Origin of the sequence: Promicromonospora kroppenstedtii DSM 19349 (genome assembly GCF_000515355.1) — a bacterium.
Lineage (GTDB): Bacteria > Actinomycetota > Actinomycetes > Actinomycetales > Cellulomonadaceae > Promicromonospora > Promicromonospora kroppenstedtii.
Map to the genome: position 1 here is coordinate 2,020 of NZ_KI911728.1, position 1,602 is coordinate 3,621.

Genomic DNA, 1,602 nt, shown 5'->3' on the forward strand with positions numbered 1-1,602 from the left:
CGGCCGGGCAGCTCCACGCCGGCCGCCTCCAGCGCCTGCGCGGCCTGGGCCACGAGCACCACGAGGTGGTTCGCGCCGTGCGCGAGGGCCGCGTGGTAGAGGCCGCGGGCGTGCTCGGCCACGACCACCGGCTCGCCGCCGATCTCGACCACGAGTGCCTGCCCGATGGGTAGCACCGGCGCGGGCGCGGTCACGGCGAACGTGCAGCCCTCCAGGCGTGCCAGGTCCAGGCTGGTCCCGGTGAACGTCATCGCGGGGTGGATCGCGAGCGGGATCGCGCCGCCCTGCCGGGCGGGCTCCAGCACGTCCGTGCCGTACCGGCCGGACGTGTGGATCGCGAGCTGCCCCGGCTGCCAGGCCCCGGTGTCGGCGAGGCCGGAGACCAGGGGCTCCAGGGCGTCGTCGGGCACCGCAAGGAGCACCAGCTCGGCGCGCTCCAGGACGTCGGGGACCTCGAGGTTGGGCACTCCGGGCAGGAGCGTCTCGATGCGCTCCCGGGAGTCCTCCGAGATGCCGCTCGCGCCGACCACCGCATGGCCGGCGGCGCGCAGCGCGTTGCCGAGCACCGCCCCCACGCGACCCGCTCCGACCACACCGACACCCAGCCGGCCGGGCCTGCGGCCCACCTCGTCGGGGTCACTCACCGGTCAGTCACTCTCCCTGTCTTTCCATCCATCGTTCGGGGCCCGCCGCCGCGCGTGCGGTGCGGGCGCGCCGGGCCTGCTCGGTCATGAGCTGCGCCGCGTCGGCCGCGTCGAGGTGCGGCACCTCCGGGTGCACCGGGCCCTCCGTGGAGTGCACCTGGAACGAGGCCACGCCGAGCCGACGCTGCCACGGGCCCTGGCTCAGGGCCAGCGACTGCGTGCGCTCGTGCGGCACCACGTCCAGGATCTTGACCATGCGGCCCCGGCGCATCAGCAGCGCGCGGCCGGTCACGGTGAACCCGTTGCGGCGCCACGCCACCGGATCCAGTATGCGGGTGCGCCGAGGCGCAGTGACATAGCTGCTCTCGTGCCGCGAGTCGCCGTCCAGGCCCGCGTCGAGCACCCGTCGCGGCTCGTCCACGCCCAGGTCGGGCAGCACCAGGGAGAGCACGGTCAGGGCCTCCTCGCGGGTGCCGACCGGGAGCAGCACGCTGTTCTTCTCGTCGCCCTCGCCGCCACCGTAGCCGGCGACGTTGAGCTGCACGCGCCACCAGTCGCGGTCCCGCCAGAGCACGCTCTGGACCAGCCGGACGGCCTGCACGCGGCCGGGCGGGATGGTCTGGGAGCGGGTCTCCAGCATCCCGTGCCGCAGGCGGACGCCGTCGGGCGAGATGGCCACCCGGAAGTCGAACTCGCCCGTGACCCGGTTGAACAGGTAACCGCCGGCACCCAGCACCGCGGGCAGCGACGCGGAGATGACGGCGAACTCGCCCGTGACGATCATGACCACCACGACCCCGGCCGCCCACAGGAGCAGCGTGATCATGGCGCCGGAGCGCACCACCGAGGCGATCAGACGGCCCAGGGGCACCGTCAGGACCGGCACCTGGGGCGCCTCGAGGCTGGCCACCGGCACCTCGGCGCCCGGCGCGACGGCGGGGTCCGCCGCCGGCGCACC

2 protein-coding genes are annotated in these 1,602 nt (G+C 75.2%); both read right to left on the reverse strand.

Annotation, left to right across the window (positions count from 1 at the left end; genetic code table 11):
• On the reverse strand, positions 1–644 hold a 644-nt coding region (locus PROKR_RS21550), incomplete at its 3' end, for a Rossmann-like and DUF2520 domain-containing protein (RefSeq protein WP_036967229.1).
• Positions 645–651: 7 nt separating this feature from the next.
• Positions 652–1,602: PH domain-containing protein (locus PROKR_RS21555; protein ID WP_157602440.1), on the reverse strand; the 951-nt coding region annotated here is incomplete at its 5' end.